The following is a 22,104-nucleotide window of genomic DNA, read 5'->3' on the forward strand; positions in this document are numbered from 1 at the left end:
GGTTTTTAGGCAGGGAAAGGAGCAGTATTTTCGATTGGTAAAATTACCCTCAGAGGGTAATTATTGGACTCAGGTGTCTTATGGAAAAGTACACACCTCATTACGATCTGGCCTTGATCAAGGCGCAAGTCATCCGGCTGGGCCACAGAGCCTTTACGGCAACTGCGCGGGAGAGCGCTCGTCAACTTGAATTGAGCATCGGCCAGATGCGGTTGGCGGTCTGCGCCCTTGAAACGCGAATGTTGTACAAATCGATGACAACCTATGCAGACCACCGGATATGGCAGGACGTCTATCTGATCAAGATGTACGGTACGGAGATTTACATCAAGGTGACTCACCGCCCAGGCGGCGAAGCTCCCGTAATCTCCTTCAAGGAGAAAACCTTATGAAAACCCAACAATGCGTAAATTGCGGAACCCATGATGGAATGCAGTATTTCGCAGGTCGCACCTTCACCATCAACACACGCGGCATGATGCGCGACATTCCAAACATCGCGGGCTGGGAATGCCAGGTTTGTAAGGAAATCGAATTCGATCATGACGATGACAGCGCAGAGCGTTATTCCGATGCCAGTGACCAATTATTGATTGATGGCAGAAAAGTCATCGCGGCTGAAATGAAGCGAATCCGTCGCAAACTGCACCTCACTCAGAAGGAGGCAGTGAAGCTGTTGACTGTGCGCGGGCAAAACTCATTTTCTCGCTACGAAAGGGCTGAGGTTTTCCCTCCTGAACCATTGTTTACACTCATGCGCCTACTGGATAAGCATCCGCATCTGCTGGCCGAGATCGAGGCGCTCAATGTCGGAGAAGACCTCAATCGCCTGCTCATTGCAAAAGATCAGCAACAACGTGCGGCCCAAGCATCCTGATGCAGATCAACAGGCAAAAAACAAACCCGGCTCCAGGCCGGGTTTGTTTTTTAACCTTCCATCAATGCAGTATCTGGCTCAAGAACAACTTGGTCCGCTCATTCTGCGGGTTATCAAAGAAGTCATTCGGCGCCGCCTGCTCGACGATCTCGCCCTTGTCCATGAAGATCACGCGATTGGCCACTGTGCGGGCAAAGCCCATTTCGTGGGTCACGCACAACATGGTCATGCCGTCTTCGGCCAGGCCGATCATGGTGTCCAGTACCTCTTTGACCATCTCCGGGTCCAGCGCCGATGTCGGCTCGTCGAACAACATGATTTTGGGCTTCATGCACAGCGCGCGGGCAATCGCCACACGCTGTTGCTGACCACCTGAAAGCTGCCCGGGAAACTTGTGGGCCTGCTCCGGAATGCGCACACGCTCCAGGTAGTGCATGGCTATTTCCTCGGCCTTGCGCTTGGGCATCTTGCGCACCCACATCGGCGCCAGCGTGCAGTTTTGCAGGATGGTCAAATGCGGGAACAGATTGAAGTGCTGGAACACCATACCGACTTCGCGGCGGATCGCTTCGATCTGCTTGAGGTCGTTGGTCAGCTCCACCCCATCGACCACAATGCGGCCTTGCTGGTGCTCTTCCAGGCGGTTGAGGCAGCGGATGGTGGTGGACTTGCCCGAGCCCGACGGGCCGCACAGCACGATACGCTCGCCCTGCTTGACGTTGAGGTTGATGTCTTTCAACACGTGGAACTGGCCGTACCACTTGTTGACGCCCTGCATCTGGATAATGCCTTCAGGGCTCACAGGCTGTTTGATTGCTTCGCTCATCAAAAAACTCCTAACGCTTGTGGCCAGTGTCGAGCTTGCGTTCCAGATGCATGGAATAGCGCGACATACCAAAACAGAAAATCCAGAACACCAGGGCGGCGAACACATAGCCTTCGGTAGCCATGCCCAGCCATTTTGGGTCGGCGGCGGCTTGCTTGACGCTGTTGAGCAGGTCGAACAGGCCGATGATGATCACAAGGCTGGTGTCCTTGAACAGGGCAATGAAGGTGTTGACGATCCCAGGGATCACCATCTTCAAGGCTTGCGGCAGGATCACCAGGCCCATGCTGCGCCAGTAGCCCAGACCCATCGCCGCAGCGGCTTCGTATTGGCCCTTGGGAATCGCCTGCAAACCACCGCGCACCACTTCGGCCACATAGGCCGACTGGAACAGGATCACACCGATCAGCGCCCGCAGCAGCTTGTCGAAGTTCATGCCTTCAGGCAGGAACAGCGGCAGCATCACCGAAGACATGAACAGCACGGTGATCAACGGCACGCCGCGCCAGAACTCGATGAAGGTCACGCAGACCACCCGAATGGCCGGCATGTTCGAACGCCGCCCCAGCGCCAGCACAATGCCCAGCGGCAAGGCGCCGGCGATGCCCACCGTGGCGATAACCAGGGTCAGCATCAAGCCGCCCCATTGGCTGGTCGCCACGTTGCTCAGCCCGAACACGCCGCCATGCAGCAAGCAGTAGGCAATGATCGGGTACAGCACCAAAAAGCCCAGGCCATAGATCGCCTTGCGTGGGAAACGCGAGATGAACAACGGCGCCACGCCCACGATGGCCAGCCATACCGTCATGTCCACGCGCCAGCGCAGCTCGACGGGGTAATAGCCATACATGAACTGCCCGAAGCGCTGTTGGATAAATACCCAACAGGCGCCCTCCTTGGTGCAATCGGCGCGGGTGGTGCCCACCCAGTTGGCATCGAGGATGGCCCAGTGCAGGATCGGTGGCACCACCAGGTACACCAGGTAGATCGCCAGCAAGGTCAGCAGTGTATTGAGCCAGCTCGAGAACAAGTTGGCGCGCATCCAGGCCACCGGCCCGAAGACTTTGCTCGGCGGTGGCATGTCAGGTTTGAACGTATGCGTAGTCATGGGTGTGTCCTCACCGCTCGATCAGCGCAATGCGCTTGTTGTACCAGTTCATCAGCAGGGAAATGCTGATGCTGATCGCCAGGTACACGCTCATGGTGATGGCAATGACTTCAATGGCCTGGCCGGTCTGGTTGAGCACCGTGCCGGCAAACAGCGAAACCATTTCCGGATAACCGATACCGGCGGCCAACGACGAGTTTTTCGCCAGGTTGAGGTATTGGCTGGTCAGCGGCGGAATGATCACGCGCAACGCTTGCGGGATGATGACCTTGCGCAGCGTCGGCCCCGGGCGCAGGCCCAGTGAACGTGCCGCTTCGGTCTGGCCATGGCTCACGGACTTGATGCCCGAGCGCACGATCTCGGCAATAAATGCCGCCGTGTACACCGTCAGCGCCAAGGTCAACGCCAGCAGTTCCGGGATCAGCACCCAGCCACCGACAAAATTGAAGCCCGCAAGCTTGGGCATTTCCCAATGCAATGGCGTACCGAAGATCAACACGCACAACGCCGGGATCACCACCAGCAGCGCCAGGCCCGCCCAGAATTTATGGAAAGGAACCCCCGTCGCTTCAAAGCGCTTGTTGGCCCAGCGGGTCATCAGCACGATGGCAACGATGGCGACCGCCAGGCTGGCGACAAACGGCCAGAACCCATCGGACGCCAGCGCTGCCGGCATGTTCAAGCCACGGCTGCTGACAAAGAAGGTGTCACCGAAGTTATGGCTGTTGCGCGGCCCTGGCATGGTCAGGAACACCGCGAAGTACCAGAACAGGATTTGCAACAGCGGCGGAATGTTGCGGAATACCTCCACGTACACCGTCGCCAGCTTGTTGATCATCCAGTTGGGCGACAAGCGTGCCACGCCGATGATGAAGCCGAGCAGGGTTGCCAGCACCACACCGATGACAGTCACCAGCAAAGTGTTGAGCAGGCCGATGACAAACACCCGGGCATAGCTGTCCGATTCGGTGTAGTCGATCAAGTGCTGCGCGATGCCGAAACCGGCACTGCGCTCAAGAAAGTCGAAACCCGAGGTGATGCCCCGGTGTTGCAGGTTGGTCTGGGTGTTATGGAACAGGTACCAGCCCAGCGAGACCACCGCCACGATCGTGATGATCTGGAACAGCCACGCACGCACTTTGGGGTCGCTGAAGCTGAGCTTCTGCTTGGGTGCGCCGATTTGATTTTGCATGAAGTGCCCCGAAAATAATGGAACAGAACATCACCCGGCAGTTGGCCTACCGGGTGACAGAACCATCAGCGATCAGCGCACAGGGGGTGCGTATTGAATGCCGCCGTTGTTCCACAGGGCGTTCAGGCCACGGTCGATTTCCAGCGGCGTGCTCTTGCCCAGGTTGCGCTCGAACATCTCGCCGTAGTTACCCACTTGCTTGACGATCTGTACCACCCAGTCCTTCTTCACTTTCAGGTCTTTACCGTATTCGCCGTCGGCACCGAGCAGACGCGCAACGTCCGGGTTCTTGGTGGCCTTGGCTTCAGCTTCGACGTTCTTGGAGGTCACACCGGCCTCTTCAGCGTTGAGCATGGCGTAGCCAACCCAGCGCACGATGGCCAGCCACTCATCATCACCGTTACGCACGACCGGGCCCAGGGGCTCCTTGGAAATGGTTTCCGGCAGCACCACGTAGTCTTTCGGCGAAGCCAGCTTGCTGCGCTGGGCGAACAGCTGGGATTTGTCGGACGTCAGCACGTCGCAACGCCCGGACTCCAGCGACTTGGCGCTTTCATCGGAGGTGTCGAAGGTGATCGGGGTGTATTTGAGGTTGTTGGCGCGGAAATAGTCGGAAACGTTCAGCTCGGTGGTGGTACCGGCCTGGATGCAGATGGTCGCACCGTCCAGTTCCTTGGCGCTCTTGACGCCCAGCTTGTTGTTCACCAGAAAGCCGATGCCGTCGTAGTAGGTAATGAAGCCCGGGAATTTCAGGCCCATGCCCGCATCGCGGGAGCTGGTCATGGTGGTGTTGCGCGACAAGATGTCGACTTCGCCTGACTGAAGCGCGGTGAAACGCTCCTTGGCGTTCAACTGGCTGAACTTGACCTTGGTGGCATCGCCAAATACGGCAGCCGCCACAGCGCGGCAATAGTCAGCGTCGATCCCGAGGATCTTGCCGCTGGCATCCGGCACCGAGAAACCCGGCAGGCCGTCACTCACACCGCACTGCACAAAGCCTTTCTTCTGCACGGCGTCCAGGGTGGCGCCCGCCTGGGCAAAACCACTGACACCCAGTACAGCCGCCGCAGAGACGATGGCCAGGGTGGATTTCAATACCTTCATTACAAACCTCCAATTGCTCTTGTTGTGTCGGAGCTCCAACCTCAGCGCACCCTTATGAGGCGATATCGACCCGTGTTGGTTTTTTTTGGGGCCAAGCAGCATGAGGTTTTTGCGGTAATTCCAGTTGCTTTCCCACGAGCGGCAGTCACTGATAGTGTTACCGCCCTGGGAGAGTTCTGACATCGAGCTACACATAGCAAGGCGCGTACCAGAGTCTTGGCCGAGTGGCTGTAACTGCGCTTCGATGGCAAAAGATTCAACCTTGCGACATTCTCTTAACAGATCAACCTGTCGCGCACCGTTCCGACGCACCTCATCGGAGCGCCCGCACATCTATGGAGCAGACATGACCGAACCCTTGATTCTTCAGCCCGCCAAGCCCGCAGACGCCTGCGTTATCTGGTTGCATGGCCTGGGCGCCGATCGCTACGACTTCCTGCCGGTGGCCGAAGCCCTGCAGGAAACCCTGCTGACCACCCGCTTCGTTTTGCCCCAGGCGCCCACGCGTCCGGTGACGATTAACGGTGGCTACGAGATGCCGAGCTGGTACGACATCAAGGCCATGAGCCCGGCCCGTTCGATCAGCCTGGAAGAACTGGAAGCGTCGGCAAAAATGGTCACAGACCTGATTGAGGCGCAACAGAGAACCGGAATAGACACCTCGCGAATTTTCCTCGCCGGTTTTTCTCAAGGTGGCGCGGTGGTTTTCCACACCGCGTTCAAGAAATGGGAGGGGCCCTTGGGCGGTGTGATCGCCCTCTCCACCTATGCGCCAACCTTCGATAATGACCTGGAATTATCCGCCAGCCAGCAACGCATCCCCACGCTCTGCCTGCATGGCCAGTACGACGAAGTGGTGCAGAACGCCATGGGCCGCAGCGCCTACGAGCATTTGAAGGGCCGTGGTGTCACCGTGACATGGCAGGAATACCCAATGGGCCACGAAGTGTTACCCCAAGAGATACACGATATAGGCACCTGGCTGACTGAACGCCTGCGCTGAATCCCGTGTTTATGTAGCCGTATGACAGACGCACTACGCCGCGCCCGATTCTTGCATTACACTGGCCGGCGTACATTCCTTAATCAATTAATGAGATGACCGTGCTCAAAGCACTCAAGAAGATGTTCGGCAAAAGCGAGGCTGAGCCGCTCGCGCCTGTTCCCAGTGCTCCTGCCCCCAAGCCCGGCAACCGCAATGACGGTCAACAGCCCGGCCGGAACGCGCCCGCCGCCTCACCGAACAAAACCACGGTGACGCCGCCTGAACAGGTAAAGCCTGCCGCACCCGCCCCGGCGCCTGTGGCCAAGCCCCGTCGCGAACGTGCGCCCAAACCGCCCGTGACCCCCTGGAAACTCGAAGACTTCGTCGTCGAACCCCAGGAAGGCAAAACCCGCTTCCACGATTTCAAACTGGCCCCGGAACTGATGCACGCCATCCAGGACCTGGGTTTCCCGTACTGCACGCCCATCCAGGCACAAGTGCTGGGCTTCACCCTCGCGGGCAAAGACGCCATCGGCCGTGCCCAGACCGGCACCGGCAAGACCGCCGCGTTCCTGATCTCGATCATCACCCAGCTGTTGCAAACGCCGCCGCCCAAGGAACGCTACATGGGTGAACCGCGCGCGCTGATCATCGCCCCGACCCGGGAGCTGGTGGTGCAGATCGCCAAGGACGCCGCCGACCTGACCAAGTACACCGGCCTCAACGTCATGACGTTTGTGGGCGGCATGGACTTCGACAAGCAACTCAAGCACCTCGAAGCCCGTCATTGCGACATCCTCGTCGCCACCCCGGGCCGCCTGCTCGACTTCAATCAGCGTGGCGACGTGCACCTGGACATGGTCGAAGTGATGGTGCTGGACGAAGCCGACCGCATGCTCGACATGGGCTTTATCCCGCAAGTACGCCAGATCATTCGTCAGACGCCGCCGAAAACCGAGCGCCAGACCCTGCTGTTCTCCGCGACTTTCACCGAAGACGTGATGAACCTCGCCAAGCAGTGGACCACCGACCCATCCATCGTCGAGATCGAAGCACTCAACGTTGCCAGCGAAAACGTCGAGCAGCATATCTACGCCGTCGCCGGTGCCGACAAGTACAAGCTGCTCTACAACCTCGTCAACGACAACGGTTGGGAGCGCGTGATGGTATTCGCCAACCGCAAGGACGAAGTGCGCCGCATCGAAGAACGCCTGGTGCGCGACGGCGTCAACGCTGCGCAACTGTCGGGTGATGTGCCGCAGCACAAGCGCATCAAGACCCTGGAAGGCTTCCGTGAAGGCAAGATCCGCGTGCTGGTGGCTACCGATGTAGCCGGTCGCGGTATTCACATCGACGGCATCAGCCACGTGATCAACTTCACCCTGCCGGAAGTACCGGACGACTACGTGCACCGCATCGGCCGTACCGGGCGTGCTGGGGCTGCGGGTGTGTCGATCAGCTTTGCGGGCGAAGATGACTCGTACCAGTTGCCGTCCATCGAGGCGTTGCTGGGGCGCAAGATCAGCTGTGAGACGCCGCCGACGCATTTGTTGCGCGCTGTAGAACGCAAACGCCCTTGAGCTGAAATGCGGTAAAAAATGTGGGAGCGGGCTTGTGTGGGAGCTGGCTTGCCTGCGNTTTTCAGTCACGCCGAGGTGATGCTATCGCAGGCAAGCCAGCTCCCACATGGGTTTCAGCGTCTGGCTGGCTACTTCCAACGATCCGCTGCGGCGTGGTCACTGCTGCGCCCTTCTACCCAACGCGGCCCCTCACTGGTGTTTTCCTTCTTCCAGAACGGCGCCCGCGTCTTCAAGTAATCCATCACAAATGCACAGGCATCAAACGCTGCCTGCCGATGCGCACTGGCCGCGCCGACAAACACAATCGGCTCGCCCGGCTCCAGCGCGCCGATACGGTGCAGCACCTCCAGCTTGAGCAACGGCCAACGCTGCTCGGCTTCCACAGCGATCTTGCCCAGGGCCTTTTCGGTCATGCCGGGGTAGTGTTCCAGGAACATCCCTGACACGTCGCGCCCCTCATTGAAGTCGCGTACATAGCCGACAAAGCTCACCACCGCGCCCACGCCCACGTTGGCCGCGTGCATGGCGTTGACTTCGGCACCGGGATCAAAGGCTTCGACCTGCACACGAATGGCCATGGTCAGCCTCCGGTCACGGGTGGGAAGAAGGCGACTTCATCGCCGGCTTGCACCGGCTCGTCCAGGCTGCACAACTCCTCGTTGCGCGCACACATCAGGCTCGCTTCGTTGAGCACGGCGAATTCCGGGTCAGCAGCTAGCGCGAGGCGCACGGCATCAACACTGGCAAACTCACCTTCCATCTCCAGCGAGTCGAAACCCACCGCTTCGGCGTAGCGCGCAAAAAACAGTACGTTGATACTCATTGTTCATCCGCCTTGAAATGCCCGCTCTTACCGCCCAGTTTTTCCAGCAGGCGAATACTCTCAATGGTCATGCCGCGATCCACCGCCTTGCACATGTCGTAGATCGTCAGTGCCGCGACGCTGGCGGCGGTCAGGGCTTCCATCTCAACGCCGGTCTGGCCGGAGAGCTTGCAGCGCGCGAGGATATGCACAGCGTCTACGCCGTCGGCGCGCAGCTCCACCTTGACGCCGGTCAGCATCAACGGATGGCATAAGGGGATCAAGTCGCTGGTTTTTTTCGCCGCCTGAATCCCGGCAATGCGGGCCACGGCAAACACGTCGCCCTTGGGGTGGGCGCCGTCAACAATCATTTGCAGAGTGGCGGGCAACATGCGCACCCGCGCTTCGGCCACCGCCTCACGGAACGTCACGGCTTTTTCGGTGACGTCGACCATATGGGCGCGACCTTGGGAATCGAGATGAGTCAGCACAGGGATACTCCTGATCAGGAGCAGCGATTGTAAACCTGTGGGTCAAAATTTGCGCAGGGCTGTTTATCCCATCCTGTAGGAGCGAGCTTGCTCGCGAAAAACTCTCAGGCGCCGCGTTTACCCAGGGTGCACGCGTTATCGTTGACATTTTTCGCGAGCAAGCTCGCTCCTACATTCAAGGTTAGAACCGGAAGCTAAACCCGGCATTGATCCCGTTGTTGTTGCCCCGGTTGGAGAGCAAGCCGCTGTAGTTCAACGACACCAGGGTGTCCTTGGTCAACGCCATTTGCGCACTGGCCTTGATCACCGCGCCATCCCTGGCCACAGGCACGCTGTTGACGGCGAAGGCCGTGTCACTGCCGGCAAACTTCAGAGAAGCTTCACGATCGGTATCACCAAACTGATGCTCCCAACCCAACTCACCGCGCAGGGTCACCGCCGAGGTGGACGTGAGCGGCAACTGAGTGTGGCCACGCACGCCCAGGGTGGAGAGCGTCGCGTCCTGGCCTTGCTTGCTGGCATGCAGGGCTGCGGCACCGCCTTTTTCCTTGAACGAGTCGCTTTGATAGTTCAGGTACGTGAGGTTGGCGAAGGGTTCAAGCAGGGTCCATTGGGTGTAACCGATCTCGGCAAACACTTGGTCGGTACGCGCGTTGTAGTCGGCCTTGGCATGGTCTGACTGATTGGCATAGGCCACCCGTCGCGAAGTGTCCAGGCGGTGCCAGGTGCTGGCACCGCCCAGGCGCAGGGCAATCGCCTCGAAGCGTTTGCCACCATAGACCGACAGGTGATAGTTGTCGCTGTCCGCCGACGCCGACTGGCCGTTGAGGTGGCTTTGGGTATAACCGGTGGCTGCGCCCACGCGCCAGCCGTCGTTCACCTCGGTGTCCAGGCCCAGCAGTACGCCACTGGTGGACGAGGAGTAACCGCTGGCGTTGTTGTCACCACTGACGTTGTTGCGTCCACCGAGTAACTGTACCCAGCCGCCGTTATCGCTGGCCTGGATCTGCGCGCTGGAATCCAACGCCTGGGCCTGTTGCAAACGAGCGTTGACCGCTTCACGCAGGTAGCGGCTGTCGGCCATTTGCGCTGCGGCCACGTCCGAATGCAATTGCCCTGAAAGTTGCTTGAAGCCCTCCCGCGCCTGGGCGGCGGAATCCGATGACAGCAGGCTTTCGTAGACCGGGCTGCCAGCACCCAGTGTCTCGGCCACCGTCGCCACCGCACGCTCGTTGCGGGTTTGCGCGACACTGGCGAAGGTGGTCTGGTTGCGGGCTATCGCCAGGGTCAACTGGTTCGGTTGATAGTTGGGCGCAATGCCAATGAACAGGTAGTTGGGGGCGAACGCCGCAAACTGCCCCTGGATGCCTTGGCTGGCGCTGAGGATAGTGAACTGCTGGCCCAGCAAGCTGCGCGCCTCGGTGGCGGTCAACAGATTGGGGCTGTTCTCCAGGGACACGCTCACCACACCGCCATTGAGGGTCGCCGCGCCATTGCTCTGGAGCTGGTCGCTCTGACCATTGGCGCCGACTTCGACGGCATACACCGAACCCGGATTGAACGTAACATCGCCGGTGCGCAGCGTGCCTATCGAATGCCCCGGGGCCACTCGCCCGCCGTTGTTGACGGTCAAGGCACCCACCGTGCCGTTGCCGGCCAGGGTGCCGCCCAGTGTGGTCATCACGCCGTTATCGGCATTGCGCATGCCAACGGCGCTGCCGTCTACCGTCACGGCAGAGGTCAACGCGCCGTCCACCGACAATTTGCCACCGCGTACCCAAGTGCTGCCCGAATAGCTGTTCTGGCCTTCCAGCACCAACTCGCCATCCCCGGACTTGACCAGGCTACCGACGTAGGTGCTGCCGGTGAGCACGTCCTGGCCGCGGGTGAGTGTTGCCTGCTCCCGGGCGTGACCGATGTCGTATTCAAACTGATCGTCGGCCGAGGCATTGGCGGGCAGGCCATTGAGCCAGCCTTTTTGCTGCTTGGTGGCGGCCCAGGTCGCCTGCTCGGCAGCGTCTTCTACGCGGCGGGCGCGAATGGCTTCATCGGAAATCGGGTTGGCCCAGATATCGCGGGTACCGCTGGGCAACGCCACTGCCACCGCACCGAGGAACTGCCCCGGCCCTTGCATGGCTTTTTGCAGGTTGGGCAAGCCCCAGCCACTGACCACGCCCGGCACTTGCGGCACACCCGGCGCGGCATCGTGCACCGGTTGCAGGTTGTCGTAGGTGCGGCCTCCGGTCAGCTCGCCAACCGGCGTGTCCGGGCCATCCGGCGCCTGCAGGCTGGAGGTGGTCAGCAACACGTCCCGCGCCTGGCTGGGCGTCATATAGGGGAAGCGCTGCATAACCAACGCCAGGGCTCCGGAAACGCTCGGCGCGGCGGCCGAGGTGCCGTTGGCATTCGGGATAATTTCGCCCTCGGGGCCGGCAGACGGAATGCCCGACACGCCCATCACGCACCACCACTTGGAGGTACCGCAACGGTTGTAGACCTGGGCGCTGGTCTCGTCGTAGCCCGTGATGGAGAGGAACCTGCCTTCGATATCCGGCTTGAAAAACGGCAGGTTCGCATTGGTGTCCGGGTTGGCACCGTGGCTGTCGTTGCCCGCCGAGATGATCTGGATGAACGTGTTTTGCCGGGCCGCATCGGCCATGGCGTCCATCCAGGTTTTGTGCCCGGCGTGGGCCTTGTCCCAGAATGGGCGATAGGCGGCGGTCATGTCCTGCAGGTTTTGCGCGGCGCTGTCGCCGACGTTGCCGAAGTGGTTCTCCACGTCATCGCGCGAGCTCTGCCCCCAACTCTGGTTGACGATCGCCACGTTCTTCGCCGCCAGGGCGTTGTAGCTGGCCATGAATGCGTTGTAGTCGAGGTCGTTGGAGCCTTGGTAGCGGTCGTTGTCGCTGCCGCCAGTGTTGGCGACAAAAAGATTGGCGTCGAAGGCAATGCCGTGCATACCAGTGCCGTTGCGGTTGGCAGCCAGCACCCCGGACATTTCCGTGCCATGCCCGTCGTTGAACTCCGGGTCGTATTCCCCAGGGATACTGAAAGGCTCCCCCTGCTTGAACTCGCCGCTGGGTACTTCAAGGCGGTAGCGCGGATGGGTGGCGTAGTACTCGCCCGTGGAGGTCACCGCCTGCACCCGGTCCTGGCCCTGGGCATTTTTGCCCTGGAACTCGGAGTGTTCGGTGAGGATGCCCGAGTCGAGTACGCCGACATTCACCCCCTTGCCGGTGATGCCCAAGGCATAGGCGTAATACGCGTTGGTGCGGTCCAGGCCGGAATTGACCTGAGCTTCCGGGGTCTTCCAGGTTTGCGCGTTGGCACTCCAGTCACGGGTTGCGCCAGCCCAGGACTGGCCTGCGTTCAATTGCCCGCTCAGGTTGCTGCTCACGCCCGGCTCGACGTAGGTGAAAGGCTTGGCGGCCGGCAGGTTGGCGATAATGGCCTTGGAGAAGTCCAGAATATTGGTGGTGTAGCGGCCGCTGTTGCTGAACAGCCGGCTGCGGTAGTAATCCAGGCGCGAAGCGTAGTCCAGTGGCCGACGGGTGTCGCCGAGCATGGCGCCAATGGTCAGGTTCTCGGGTTGCAGCTCATAGTTTTGCTTGAGGGCCGAATCGAACTTGCCGGACTGGGCCGCGAAGTCCTTGGCCGCAAGATCGACAATATCCGCGTAGGCAAACCTGAGGTTTTTGTACACGGCAGTCTCAGGACCGAATGAGGCGACGGCTGTCCTGAACGCCGATTCCAATACCTGCGGGGTGTAGGGGTTGTCGTCTGCCCTGGCCACGGAACCGTGGCCCAGCCATAAGGCCAGGCCGAGTGCTATGGGTGTGAGGGGTGTGGTCTTGAAACGGGGGGTGCGATTGCGTTGCGACACAATGAAGCCATTACCTGCTACGTCCATTTTCCTTTCCCTTTGGATATGTGCGTCATCAATGAGCGATGTTTCGGGCTTTTGTAATAGGCAGGGTCACGGTGAAAACCCTGGACAGGTTTTCTAAACGTTCGTCGAATCAAGGAGGTGGTGTTCCGACGGGGTCTTGCAGTGTTCTTATAGTTTTTATCGCAAGAAAAAATGTAACAAAATAATTACAGAGACCACAAGCACCCGGGACGCGTTAACGCAGGCAAATGTCGCACAAAACAAAAACCCCGGACTTCGTGAAAAATCCGGGGCTTTTCGTCGCAGGTTCGCTGCAGTTAAAGATGGGACTCGGCGTATTCAGCCAGAATCGAACGCGGTACCCCTTGCAGCGCAATGTGCACGCCGTTCGGGAAGTCCTTGAAGCGTTCCGTCAGGTAAGTCAGCCCGGAGCTGGTCGCGGACAGGTAAGGGGTGTCGATCTGCGCCAGGTTGCCCAGGCACACCACTTTGGAACCGGCGCCAGCACGGGTGATGATGGTTTTCATCTGGTGCGGCGTAAGGTTCTGGCATTCATCAATCAGAATCAGGCTCTGCTGGAAGCTGCGACCTCGGATGTAGTTGAGGGATTTGAACTGCAACGGCACTTTGCTGAGGATGTAGTCGACGCTGCCATGGGTGTTTTCGTCATCCATGTGCAAGGCTTCGAGGTTGTCGGTAATCGCCCCCAGCCACGGCTCCATTTTTTCCGCCTCGGTACCGGGCAGGAAACCGATTTCCTGGTCCAGGCCCTGCACGCTGCGGGTGGCGATGATGCGGCGATAGCGTTTGGTCACCATGGTCTGTTCGATGGCGGCGGCCAGGGCGAGGATGGTTTTACCCGAACCTGCGGCGCCGGTCAGGTTGACCAGGTGGATGTCCGGGTCAAGCAGCGCGTAGAGCGCCAGGCTTTGGTAGATATCACGCGGTTTCAGGCCCCAGGCTTCCTGGTGCAACAGGGGCTCCTGATGCAGGTCGAGGATCAGCAGCTTGTCGACCTGGATCTCTTTGATCCAGCCCACGAAGCCCTGTTCATCGACAATGAACTCATTGATATGCACGGCCGGCAGGTTGTCGATCAGCTGTACCTGGTGCCAGGTGCGGCCGTGGTCCTGACGGGTTTCGACCTTGCTGACACGGTCCCAGAATGAGCCGGTCATCATGTGATAACCACGCGAGAGCATCGACACGTCGTCGACCAGTTGGTCGGTGCTGTAGTCCTCGGCAGCGATCCCACACGCTCGTGCCTTGAGGCGCATATTGATGTCTTTGGTCACCAGCACCACGCGCAGGTCCTTGTCGCGGGCGTGCAGGTCGATCAATTGGTTGATGATTTTGTTGTCGTTCAGGTTTTCCGGCAGCAGGCTGTTGGGCTCGCTGCGCTTGCTCATCAGGATCGACAGCAAGCCCTTGGGCCCGCTCTTGCCACGCTGGATGGGCACGCCAACCTCGACGTCCTCGGGCGAAGCTTCACCCAGGGTCTTGTCGATCAGGCGGATGGCCTGGCGGCATTCGGCGGCAACGCTGTGGTGGCCGCTTTTGAGTTTGTCGAGCTCCTCAAGCACGATCATCGGGATGGCGACGTGGTGTTCTTCGAAGTTCAGCAGTGCATTTGGATCGTGGATCAATACGTTGGTATCAAGCACATAAAGGATTGGCTGGTCGGAAGAAGGGTTACGTCCATGATCATCCATACTCGGTCACCTTTGTGGGAGCCATTCGACGCAATACCTGGGCGGTGCTGCGCCTCGATTCGACCACCGAGTGCACCTGAGGGACGTCAAGTGCAGTGCCCACATGCGGAGTCTTGGAAGACGCCACCTGTGTTGCAGGTTTCGGCGGTCTGACTTCGTAATACCGCAAAACCCATGACAGGAAAAAGCACTTTGACGCTTTTTTGAAGTTTATTTTTCAGGATGACGAATAGCACTAGCCGAGTGCCATGTACCCCGTTAAAGTCGGAAGTCCGCCTGCATCGAAATGTCGCAGCAAATCGCCCCGAAAACACCCCGCCCCCAGCAAAGCCGGGCACTTCATCGAAATGCCTCGCGACACTCCTGCCAACCCAAGCCACTCTGCGCCGTAGCCTGCAACACCATCGGCAATGCCACCCGCGCCTTGTCCTGGGTGTCGTGAAACACGATCACGCCTTTGCGCCACAGCAGCATCAATGTCAGCACCCGTTGCGCCGACTCATCGGCCTTGAGCTTGCCCGGCTCGTCCTGGGAGTCGATGTCCCATAACGCCACTTGCAGGCCCTGTTGCTGGAAGAAGCCCTGGCTGTCCGCGCGGCGCTGCCCATACGGCGGGCGGAACAAGGGCACATAGTTTTCCGGCATCAGGTTCTGTACCAGCCCGGCACTGCGGGTGATGGAGCTTTGCCAGTCGACCCAATGGCTGTGGGAGCGGTACTGCCAGCCCTGAAGCCCCACGCACTGCCCTTGGTACAGCGCCTGCACATCGGCGGCGGAACTGCGCTCCACACGGGTTTGCAAGCTGCTGCCAAGGACAAAGAACGTCGCGTTCATCTTTTGCTTGCGCAGGTAATCGGTGAGCCAGTCGGTATTGCCGCTGACAGGTGCAGGGCCACCGTCGAAGGTCAGTAAAAACATCCGGTCATTGAGTTCATCACCGTTGCGCTCATGATCGCCAAAGCGCGCCACTTCACTGCTGATCTGCGGAAACAGCGCGGCCTTGCGCAACAACTCGTCCAGATAGCGTTCGTGAAAGTGCCGGCTGGGGGCGGCCCAGCCTATATAGAAAGAGTTGTCACTGACCTCGAACTTGCCGGCCTGCTCACGCAGGTCGTCCATGTTTTCCACCAAGTAGCAGAACGAGGCGTCTTCTTCGCAGCTCTGCTGGGCGAATGTGTAGTTCTCCAACAGCCGTTTCCAGAGCTGGCGACGCAGGTCGCCGATGGCGGCCAGGTTGATGATCTTCAGCCCCAGGCGTTGCTTGAGCGCCGCGTCGTCCAGGGCTTCGCTGGCGAGCAGGCCGTGGGCGAACATCAGGATCTCCGCACGCGAAGCCACATCGAACAGCGCCGGGCTGGCGAGTTTTTCCGGCCAGGTACTACGGTCCAGGCTGGCGACATCCACCGGCGCGGCCTGGGCATTCAGGCACAGCAGGCAAGCGGACAATAAAAGCGCTAATCGCACACGAGGTCTCCCTCTACAGAGTTACCGCCCATCATAGCGGACTGGTCCGCCCTTTTTGTGTAGGAGCGAGCTCGCTCGCGAAAAACGTCCGGGCACCGCGTCTATTCAGTCTGCCAGCATTCTCGTTGACGACTTTCGCGAGCAAGCTCGCTCCTACAAAAACCGGGGCCTATCGGCTTGATAGGTGGAGTCGAACGCTCCAACCCCCTAGAATCCCCCCACGATTCCAGGAGCCAACTTCATGCTGATGGTGATTTCCCCCGCCAAAACCCTCGACTTCGAGTCCAAGCCGGTCACTGCGCGCTTCACCCAGCCGCAGTACCTGGACCACTCCCAGGAACTGATCAAGCAACTGCGCGAACTGAGCCCGGCGCAAATCAGTGAGTTGATGCACGTCTCCGACAAGATCGGTGGCCTCAACGCCGCGCGTTTCGGCAGTTGGACGCCGGCCTTCACTCCGGCCAACGCCAAGCAGGCGCTGCTGGCGTTCAAGGGCGATGTGTATACCGGCCTGAATGCCGAGACTTTCAGCGAGGCCGATTTCAGCTATGCCCAGGACCATCTGCGTATGCTCTCGGGCCTCTACGGCCTGCTGCGCCCGCTGGACCTGATGATGCCGTATCGCCTGGAGATGGGCACCAAGCTGGCCAACGCCCGCGGCAAGGACCTTTACGCGTTCTGGGGCACACGCATCAGCGAATGGTTGAATGAAGCCCTGGCCGAGCAAGGCGACGATGTGCTGCTCAACCTGGCGTCCAATGAGTATTTTTCGGCGGTCAAGCGCACGGCCTTGAACGCGCGGATCATCAATACCGAGTTCAAGGACCTGAAGAACGGCCAGTACAAGATCATCAGCTTCTACGCGAAAAAAGCTCGGGGCATGATGAGCCGGTTTGTGATTGAAGAACGCATCAACGATCCGGCCCAGCTCAAGCAGTTCGATGTACAGGGCTATCGCTTCAATGCGGAGCAGTCCAAGCCGGATAACCTGGTGTTTTTGCGCGATCACGCACCGGAATAAGGCCTGTACAGCCACCAACATCAACTGTGGGAGCTGGCTTGCCTGCGATAGCGGAGGGTCAGCCGACTCACATGTCGCTNGGCAAGCCAGCTCCCACATTTTTTGCCTGCATTTCACCCCACCAATCGTCATTTATTTGACGTCAAAAAATATCAAGACACATCTCTAACAATTTCTTCACTCGACACTCGTCGGTTTTTTTCGTAGTGGCACCACTTTTTTTTAACGGTAGTGGCACAAAACTATCCTCTCGCACCAACTCCCCATAACTACTGGCCTAAATAGCAAGTGCTATCAATATAGTACTAGTGCCATCTTTTCTAATATTTCAAAAAATTTCCGGAAAGGGGATGAGCGGCCCGGAACTTCGTCTTGAAGCACCGCTCATACCACCGGTAACGAAATTCTCTGTTTACGTAAGAGATGACTTACATACCGACCAATGGAAGTAGCCAAGTTGTCATAAAGCACTTTGGCTCGAGGGTCATATCATCAACTGATTGAGTTGAGGGCGGCGATAAGGACTCATTGCCAACCCCTAAAGGCCAAGGCAGCGCTGACCTAAATGAGCCAGTGTTAACACCCAAGGCGTTGATATAAAAAGGCTTCTTGCCTGTATCAAAGCCCTGCGGCACTGGCGCCGGCCCCTTCCGCCATGGAAAACCGGCTGCATTTCAGGGCAAGCCCCAATAACAAGGCCACGTTGCGCACAACTTGAGTGCAATAGTTAGTCACTCGCTATTTAACATGCCTGCACGCGGTAAGTCGGCGTCTATTCGCCTAACTTTCGCGGCATCAGTGACGCTTGCAAACATGAACTCCGGCCATCTAATGGCATGATTTAAACATAGAGGTAATTGCGATGCGCATCAGCATATTTGGTTTGGGTTACGTTGGCGCCGTGTGTGCCGGTTGCCTGTCTGCCCGTGGCCATGAAGTGGTCGGCGTAGACATCTCCAAGGACAAGATCGACCTGATCAATGCGGGTAAATCCCCCATCGTTGAACCGGGTCTGGGCGAACTGTTGAGCCAAGGCATCGCAACCGGTCGACTGCGCGGTACCACCAACTTCGCCGAAGCCATCCGCGACACCGACCTGTCGATGATCTGCGTCGGTACGCCGAGCAAGAAGAACGGCGACCTGGAACTGAACTACATCGAGTCGGTATGCCGCGAGATCGGTTTTGTACTGCGTGACAAGACCACCCGCCACACCGTCGTGGTGCGCAGCACCGTACTGCCGGGCACCGTGGCCAACGTGGTAATCCCGATCCTCGAAGACTGCTCCGGCAAGAAAGCCGGTGTTGATTTCGGCGTCGCGGTCAACCCGGAATTCCTGCGTGAATCCACCGCCATCGCCGACTACGACCTGCCACCGATGACCGTTATCGGCGAGTTCGACAAAGCCTCCGGCGACGTCCTGCAGTCGCTGTACGAAGAACTCGACGCGCCGATCATCCGCAAGGACATCGCCGTTGCCGAGATGATCAAGTACACCTGCAACGTATGGCACGCCACCAAAGTCACCTTCGCCAACGAGATCGGCAACATCGCCAAGGCCGTCGGCGTTGACGGTCGTGAAGTGATGGAAGTGGTCTGCCAGGACAAGACCCTCAACCTGTCCCAGTACTACATGCGCCCAGGCTTCGCTTTCGGCGGTTCGTGCCTGCCAAAAGACGTGCGTGCCCTGACCTACCGCGCCGGCTCCCTGGACGTGGAAGCACCGTTGCTCAACTCGCTGATGCGCAGCAACGAATCCCAGGTGCAGAACGCCTTCGACATCGTCTCCAGCCACGACAAGCGCAAAGTCGCCCTGCTGGGCCTGAGCTTCAAGGCCGGTACCGATGACCTGCGTGAAAGCCCATTGGTAGAACTGGCGGAAATGCTGATCGGCAAGGGCTACGACCTGAGCATCTATGACAGCAACGTCGAGTACGCCCGTATGCACGGCGCGAACAAGGACTACATCGAAGGCAAGATCCCGCACGTGTCGTCCCTGCTCAACTCGGACTTCGACGAAGTGATCAACAACTCCGACGTGATCATCCTCGGTAACCGTGACGAGAAGTTCCGCGCCCTTGCGCACGAAGCCCCGCACGGCAAGCAAGTGGTCGACCTGGTGGGCTTCATGTCCAAGGCCACCAGCGTGAGCGGCCGTACCGAAGGTATTTGTTGGTAAGGAGCAGCGGCTAGTTTCAAGCGGCAAGCTGCAAGTTAGAAGCGCTGGTTTTCGGCTTGTAGCTTGTGGCTTGCCGCCCGACTTCTCTGTGACGGACGCGAATATGCAACGGTTAAACCAAGCGACTGGCTGGCTACTATTTCTGGGGCTTTTAGCGCTTCTAGCTCTGGCTCTGCCAGCCAGCACCTTCGATTCGCAATCGAAGAATTTTATTTTCCTGATTGGTGCCGTGGGTATCTGGCGCTACTCGATGGGTGCGACGCATTTCTTTCGCGGCATGCTGTTCCTGTACGTGGTGTACCCGCACCTGCGCCGCAAAGTGCGCAAGCTGGGCAAGGCCGCCGACCCGTCCCATGTGTTCCTGATGGTCACCAGTTTTCGTATCGATGCGCTGACCACCGCCCAGGTCTACAGCTCGGTGATTCGCGAAGCCATCGACTGCGGCTTCCCCACCACCGTGGTGTGCTCGCTGGTGGAAATGTCCGATGAGCTGCTGGTGAAAAGCCTCTGGGAAAAGATGAACCCGCCGGCTCACGTCAAGCTCGACTTCGTGCGTATCGCCGGTACCGGCAAGCGTGACGGCCTGGCCTTCGGTTTTCGCGCCATCTCGCGTCACCTGCCGGACGACCGCGCCGTGGTTGCCGTGATCGATGGCGACACCGTGCTGGCCGAAGGCGTAGTGCGCAAGACCGTGCCGTGGTTCCAGCTGTTCGGCAATGTCGGCGGCCTGACCACCAACGAATTCTGCGAAGTGCGCGGCGGCTACATCATGAGCGAATGGCACAAACTGCGCTTCGCCCAACGCCACATCAACATGTGCTCCATGGCCCTGTCCAAGCGCGTGCTGACCATGACCGGGCGCATGTCGGTATTCCGCGCCAGCGTAGTGACTGACCCGGGCTTTATCGCCGACGTGGAAAGCGACTCGCTGCAACACTGGCGCCTGGGCCGTTTCAAGTTCCTCACCGGGGATGACAAGTCCAGCTGGTTCAGCCTGATGCGCCTGGGCTACGACACTTTCTACGTGCCGGACGCCGCCATCAACACCGTGGAACACCCGCCGGAAAAGAGCTTTATCAAGGCCAGCCGCAAGCTGATGTTCCGCTGGTACGGCAACAACCTGCGCCAGAACTCCCGTGCCTTGGGCCTGGGCGTGCGTCGCCTCGGCCTGTTCACCAGCGTGGTGCTGTTCGACCAGCGCGTATCGATGTGGACCTCCCTGCTCGGCCTGACCGTGGCCATGATCGCCACCTTCAAGTACGGCGGCGCGTTCATCCTCGCCTACCTGCTATGGATCGGCATTACCCGCCTGATCCTCACCCTGCTGTTGTCGTGCTCCGGCCACAAGATCGGCCCGGCCTACCCGCTGATTCTCTATTACAACCAGATCATGGGCGCGTTGGTGAAGATCTACGTGTTCTTCCGCCTTGATCAACAGTCCTGGACCCGCCAGGACACCAAACTGACCCGCGATTTGGCCAGCTTTCAACGTTGGTTCAACACCTGGTCGTCTCGGACCATGACCTTCTCCGCCGGCAGCATCTTCGTTGCCGTGTTGCTGATGATGGTCTGACCCTGCCAAGCCTGAATTAACCTAGGAATTACACCCGATGAATAGCCAAGTAAACGCCAACGTTGTCCACGAATCCGAAGCCCAGCGCCAACACGCCCGGGTGAAAATCCCGGCCAAGCTGCGCTTCTTCAACAGCGACCGCACGCCGACCGAAGCAAAGGTTATCGACCTGTCCGCCGGCGGCCTGGCTTTCACCGCCACCCAGCCGCTCACCATCGGCCAAGTGCACAAGGGCCGCCTGCAGTTCGTGATCGATAACCTCGGCCTGGCCATGGACGTGGAGCTGCAGATTCGCTCCTACGACCGCCAGACCGGCCGCACCGGTTGCCAGTTCCAGAACCTCGATGCCCAGGATATTTCCACCCTGCGCCACCTGATCACCTCGCACCTGTCCGGTGACATCGTGACCATGGGCGACGTACTCGCGACCCTGCAACGCGACAACTTCACCAAGGCACGCAAGGTCAAGGACGGCGGCAGCGGCATGACTGCGTTCGGTCGCCTGCGCGCCGTGACCTTCAGCCTGGCGATCTTTTTGGTCGGCCTGGCGGCCTTCGGTTTTGTGGTCAAGTCGCTCTACGGCATGTACTTCGTCAGCCACGCCCAGGCCGGCCTCGTCAGCGTACCGGGCATGAACGTGACCATGCCCCGTGACGGCACCGTGCAGAGCCTGCTCAAAGGTGATTCGGTTGCGGCCAAGGGCGCGCCACTGGCGACGTTCAGCACCAGCATGCTCGACGTGCTCAAGGGCCACCTGGACGAAGACCAGTTGCAACCGGCCAAGGTCGAAGAACTGTTTGGCAAGCAAATGACCGGCACCCTGACTTCGCCGTGCGATTGCGTGGTGGCCCAGCAACTGGTCGCCGACGGCCAGTACGCCAGCAAGGGCGATGTGATCTTCCAACTGGTGCCACGTGGCAGCCAGGCTAATGTTGAAGCCCGCTTCACCTACCGCCAGTTTGGCGATGTACGCCCAGGTACGCCGGTGAGCTTTCAGGTCGCCGATGAAGAACAGGTTCGCACCGGCACCATCGTCAGCAGCACCAGCCTGAACAGCGCCGACCTGTCCTCCGACATCCGCGTGCAGATCAAGCCTGATGCACCGCTGGACAGCACCTACGCCGGCCGCCCGGTGGAAGTCACCAGCGACCGTGGCCCATCGCTGAACTGGCTGATCGACAAAGCCATGGCTCACGGTCTGTAAGCGAGGACATGCCTGTGATGACTCTCTCAAAAACACCACAATCCCTGTGGGAGCGGGCTTGCTGTGGCGAGGGAGCTTGCTCCCGCTCNCCCAGCGG

General features: G+C 59.4%; 18 protein-coding genes. 8 read left to right on the forward strand and 10 right to left on the reverse strand.

The window, feature by feature from the left end; genetic code table 11:
• Positions 1-80: 80 nt before the first annotated feature.
• Together ACTJLA_RS07840 and ACTJLA_RS07845 are read left to right on the forward strand one after the other, a co-directional pair.
• Positions 81-392, forward strand: a complete 312-nt coding sequence (locus ACTJLA_RS07840; RefSeq protein WP_054897719.1) for a type II toxin-antitoxin system MqsR family toxin — start codon at positions 81-83, stop codon at positions 390-392.
• Entirely contained in the window at positions 389-877 is a 489-nt protein-coding gene (locus ACTJLA_RS07845; RefSeq protein WP_105225838.1) for a type II toxin-antitoxin system MqsA family antitoxin, read from the forward strand. Before ACTJLA_RS07840 ends, ACTJLA_RS07845 begins: the two co-directional genes overlap by 4 nt.
• A gap of 61 nt (positions 878-938) precedes the next feature.
• Here the strand turns inward: ACTJLA_RS07845 and ACTJLA_RS07850 are convergent, their stop codons facing one another.
• The 4 genes from ACTJLA_RS07850 to ACTJLA_RS07865 all read right to left on the reverse strand — a co-directional run bounded on the left by ACTJLA_RS07850 (position 939) and on the right by ACTJLA_RS07865 (position 5,107).
• The gene (locus ACTJLA_RS07850; protein WP_010444394.1) at positions 939-1,703 is read right to left on the reverse strand and encodes an amino acid ABC transporter ATP-binding protein; all 765 of its coding nucleotides are present in this window, start codon (positions 1,701-1,703) and stop codon (positions 939-941) included.
• A gap of 10 nt (positions 1,704-1,713) precedes the next feature.
• A complete protein-coding gene (locus ACTJLA_RS07855; protein WP_314547840.1) occupies positions 1,714-2,811 on the reverse strand; it encodes an amino acid ABC transporter permease in 1,098 nt (365 codons plus the stop codon).
• 10 nt (positions 2,812-2,821) lie between these two features.
• Positions 2,822-4,003 carry an amino acid ABC transporter permease gene (locus tag ACTJLA_RS07860; RefSeq protein WP_105225837.1) on the reverse strand — a complete coding sequence of 394 codons (1,182 nt, stop codon included), beginning with the start codon at positions 4,001-4,003 and terminating at the stop codon, positions 2,822-2,824.
• Between the two features lie 72 nt (positions 4,004-4,075).
• Positions 4,076-5,107, reverse strand: coding sequence for an amino acid ABC transporter substrate-binding protein (locus tag ACTJLA_RS07865; protein WP_034128697.1), 1,032 nt, complete (start codon positions 5,105-5,107; stop codon positions 4,076-4,078).
• Between the two features lie 346 nt (positions 5,108-5,453).
• Here ACTJLA_RS07865 and ACTJLA_RS07870 point away from each other — a divergent pair, with 346 nt between their 5' ends.
• Both ACTJLA_RS07870 and rhlB read left to right on the forward strand, forming a co-directional pair.
• A complete protein-coding gene (locus ACTJLA_RS07870) occupies positions 5,454-6,110 on the forward strand; it encodes an alpha/beta hydrolase (RefSeq protein ID WP_054921054.1) in 657 nt (218 codons plus the stop codon).
• Positions 6,111-6,205: 95 nt separating this feature from the next.
• A complete protein-coding gene (rhlB, locus tag ACTJLA_RS07875) occupies positions 6,206-7,672 on the forward strand; it encodes an ATP-dependent RNA helicase RhlB (protein WP_034128699.1) in 1,467 nt (488 codons plus the stop codon).
• A 128-nt stretch (positions 7,673-7,800) separates the two neighbouring features.
• Here the strand turns inward: rhlB and moaE are convergent, their stop codons facing one another.
• The 6 genes from moaE to ACTJLA_RS07905 all read right to left on the reverse strand — a co-directional run bounded on the left by moaE (position 7,801) and on the right by ACTJLA_RS07905 (position 16,030).
• Positions 7,801-8,250 (reverse strand): molybdopterin synthase catalytic subunit MoaE, encoded by a 450-nt coding sequence (moaE, locus tag ACTJLA_RS07880; RefSeq protein ID WP_054921052.1) that lies wholly within the window; start codon positions 8,248-8,250, stop codon positions 7,801-7,803.
• A 2-nt stretch (positions 8,251-8,252) separates the two neighbouring features.
• Entirely contained in the window at positions 8,253-8,495 is a 243-nt protein-coding gene (moaD, locus tag ACTJLA_RS07885; RefSeq protein ID WP_032903342.1) for a molybdopterin converting factor subunit 1, read from the reverse strand.
• Positions 8,492-8,965, reverse strand: coding sequence for a cyclic pyranopterin monophosphate synthase MoaC (moaC, locus tag ACTJLA_RS07890; protein WP_034128701.1), 474 nt, complete (start codon positions 8,963-8,965; stop codon positions 8,492-8,494). The genes moaD and moaC overlap by 4 nt, the downstream gene beginning before the upstream one ends.
• Before the next feature lie 181 nt (positions 8,966-9,146).
• Complete coding sequence (locus ACTJLA_RS07895) at positions 9,147-12,875, reverse strand: autotransporter domain-containing protein (RefSeq protein ID WP_314547821.1); 3,729 nt, start codon at positions 12,873-12,875, stop codon at positions 9,147-9,149.
• Between the two features lie 296 nt (positions 12,876-13,171).
• Complete coding sequence (locus ACTJLA_RS07900) at positions 13,172-14,566, reverse strand: PhoH family protein (protein WP_005785025.1); 1,395 nt, start codon at positions 14,564-14,566, stop codon at positions 13,172-13,174.
• Between the two features lie 339 nt (positions 14,567-14,905).
• Entirely contained in the window at positions 14,906-16,030 is a 1,125-nt protein-coding gene (locus tag ACTJLA_RS07905) for a polysaccharide deacetylase family protein (RefSeq protein ID WP_181123771.1), read from the reverse strand.
• A 241-nt stretch (positions 16,031-16,271) separates the two neighbouring features.
• Here ACTJLA_RS07905 and yaaA point away from each other — a divergent pair, with 241 nt between their 5' ends.
• From yaaA to ACTJLA_RS07925, 4 genes are all read left to right on the forward strand, one after another.
• The gene (yaaA, locus tag ACTJLA_RS07910; protein ID WP_314547815.1) at positions 16,272-17,051 is read left to right on the forward strand and encodes a peroxide stress protein YaaA; all 780 of its coding nucleotides are present in this window, start codon (positions 16,272-16,274) and stop codon (positions 17,049-17,051) included.
• Positions 17,052-17,913: 862 nt separating this feature from the next.
• Positions 17,914-19,230, forward strand: coding sequence for a nucleotide sugar dehydrogenase (locus tag ACTJLA_RS07915; RefSeq protein WP_034128705.1), 1,317 nt, complete (start codon positions 17,914-17,916; stop codon positions 19,228-19,230).
• Between the two features lie 103 nt (positions 19,231-19,333).
• A complete protein-coding gene (alg8, locus tag ACTJLA_RS07920; protein WP_034128706.1) occupies positions 19,334-20,803 on the forward strand; it encodes a mannuronan synthase in 1,470 nt (489 codons plus the stop codon).
• Positions 20,804-20,840: 37 nt separating this feature from the next.
• On the forward strand, positions 20,841-22,007 hold the full coding sequence (locus tag ACTJLA_RS07925; RefSeq protein WP_034128707.1) for an alginate biosynthesis protein Alg44: 1,167 nt from the start codon (positions 20,841-20,843) through the stop codon (positions 22,005-22,007).
• Positions 22,008-22,104: the final 97 nt, after the last annotated feature.

Source organism: Pseudomonas sp. 22072, from assembly GCF_052046095.1.
Taxonomy (GTDB): domain Bacteria; phylum Pseudomonadota; class Gammaproteobacteria; order Pseudomonadales; family Pseudomonadaceae; genus Aquipseudomonas; species Aquipseudomonas paracarnis.

Bases quoted from the DNA above. Each gene is read 5' to 3' on its own strand.
- alg8 (WP_034128706.1), top strand. From the start codon at position 19,334: ATGCAACGGTTAAACCAAGCGACTGGCTGGCTACTATTTCTGGGGCTT.
- rhlB (WP_034128699.1), top strand. From the start codon at position 6,206: ATGACCGTGCTCAAAGCACTCAAGAAGATGTTCGGCAAAAGCGAGGCT.
- moaE (WP_054921052.1), bottom strand. From the start codon at position 8,250: ATGGCCATTCGTGTGCAGGTCGAAGCCTTTGATCCCGGTGCCGAAGTC.
- ACTJLA_RS07915 (WP_034128705.1), top strand. From the start codon at position 17,914: ATGCGCATCAGCATATTTGGTTTGGGTTACGTTGGCGCCGTGTGTGCC.
- ACTJLA_RS07860 (WP_105225837.1), bottom strand. From the start codon at position 4,003: ATGCAAAATCAAATCGGCGCACCCAAGCAGAAGCTCAGCTTCAGCGAC.
- ACTJLA_RS07840 (WP_054897719.1), top strand. From the start codon at position 81: ATGGAAAAGTACACACCTCATTACGATCTGGCCTTGATCAAGGCGCAA.
- yaaA (WP_314547815.1), top strand. From the start codon at position 16,272: ATGCTGATGGTGATTTCCCCCGCCAAAACCCTCGACTTCGAGTCCAAG.
- ACTJLA_RS07855 (WP_314547840.1), bottom strand. From the start codon at position 2,811: ATGACTACGCATACGTTCAAACCTGACATGCCACCGCCGAGCAAAGTC.
- ACTJLA_RS07850 (WP_010444394.1), bottom strand. From the start codon at position 1,703: ATGAGCGAAGCAATCAAACAGCCTGTGAGCCCTGAAGGCATTATCCAG.
- ACTJLA_RS07925 (WP_034128707.1), top strand. From the start codon at position 20,841: ATGAATAGCCAAGTAAACGCCAACGTTGTCCACGAATCCGAAGCCCAG.
- ACTJLA_RS07900 (WP_005785025.1), bottom strand. From the start codon at position 14,566: ATGGATGATCATGGACGTAACCCTTCTTCCGACCAGCCAATCCTTTAT.
- ACTJLA_RS07870 (WP_054921054.1), top strand. From the start codon at position 5,454: ATGACCGAACCCTTGATTCTTCAGCCCGCCAAGCCCGCAGACGCCTGC.
- ACTJLA_RS07865 (WP_034128697.1), bottom strand. From the start codon at position 5,107: ATGAAGGTATTGAAATCCACCCTGGCCATCGTCTCTGCGGCGGCTGTA.
- ACTJLA_RS07895 (WP_314547821.1), bottom strand. From the start codon at position 12,875: ATGGACGTAGCAGGTAATGGCTTCATTGTGTCGCAACGCAATCGCACC.
- moaD (WP_032903342.1), bottom strand. From the start codon at position 8,495: ATGAGTATCAACGTACTGTTTTTTGCGCGCTACGCCGAAGCGGTGGGT.
- ACTJLA_RS07845 (WP_105225838.1), top strand. From the start codon at position 389: ATGAAAACCCAACAATGCGTAAATTGCGGAACCCATGATGGAATGCAG.